Source organism: Liquorilactobacillus uvarum DSM 19971, assembly GCF_001434935.1.
Taxonomy (GTDB): domain Bacteria; phylum Bacillota; class Bacilli; order Lactobacillales; family Lactobacillaceae; genus Liquorilactobacillus; species Liquorilactobacillus uvarum.
In genome coordinates, this window is record NZ_AZEG01000098.1 from 1 (window position 1) to 1103 (window position 1103).

1 protein-coding gene is annotated in these 1103 nt (G+C 43.5%); it reads left to right on the top strand.

What is annotated here, in order from left to right; translation table 11 throughout:
- Positions 1–1103 (top strand): hydantoinase/carbamoylase family amidase (locus tag FD20_RS12545; RefSeq protein WP_057738936.1); only part of this gene is annotated, 1103 nt, incomplete at both ends.

Consider the following 1103-nt stretch of genomic DNA (forward strand, 5'->3'; position numbering starts at 1 on the left):
CCTAGTGGAGGAGTCAATCGCTCACTTGCGAGTCAAGCGGATGTTGATTCACGGGAATGGTTAAAAAAATACTGGTCAGAAAATATTACGAAAAAAATAACGACTGATGTAGGGGCAAACCTATGGGCGGAGTACCCTTATCGCAGCGGTGAAGATTTAAACCCGCTCATAATCGGCTCGCATAATGATAGTGTGCCCGAAGGTGGTAAGTATGATGGCGCATTAGGTGTTCTTTTGGCAACTGAAGTATGTGAAACATTGGCAGAAAACAACGTTGTTTTACGTCACCCGCTCAAAGCGATCTCGCTGACGGGCGAGGAACCTAACCCATATCAGATCTCAACACTGGGAAGTAAAATAATCTCCGGGGTTATTGATCAAAAGCAGCTTGGAAAGTTCAGTCACATCGAGACACATGAGCCATTGGCTGCGGCAATTAACAGATTGGGTGGGGACTTTCAGCATATAGATGAGAATGTTCTGTCCTCCGATAGTTTTGCAGCTTTCCTAGAATGTCATATTGAACAAGGCAGAAGATTGTTTGAAAGAAATGAACCGGTAGCGGTTGTATCCAAAATCACTGGGATCTACCGGGAATTGGTGGAACTAAAAGGTGAGGCCAATCATGCTGGGACAACGGATCTTGCACACCGTAAAGACGCATTGCTTGCAATGAGCTGGATCAACTTGAAGTTGCGGAATTTTCTGGAAAGCATTAGTGACGACGAACTGGTTGTAGGAACAATTGGTTTTGCGGAGGTAAATCCTAACGCTGCGAATATCATCCCTGGGGAAGTTAGATTCAACATTGATGTTCGTTCAGGAGATTGGGAAAAGATTGAAGAAGTAATTGAATTTTTGAATGAGAGTTTTGCGGAACTTAAAAAAAGAGGTATTGAACTTAGCAGGAAGAAAATACTGAATCAAAGGCCGGCTAAACTGAATGATAAAGTTATAGAAACCTTAGCAAAAGCGGTTGAGGATGAAACTGATTATAAGCCGCAAAAGTTAACCAGCATGGCTGGTCATGACGCTGCTAATCTGGCTAGGATTGGCCGATCAGGAATGTTGTTCGTGAAGAGCATAGATGGCAAAAGCCACTG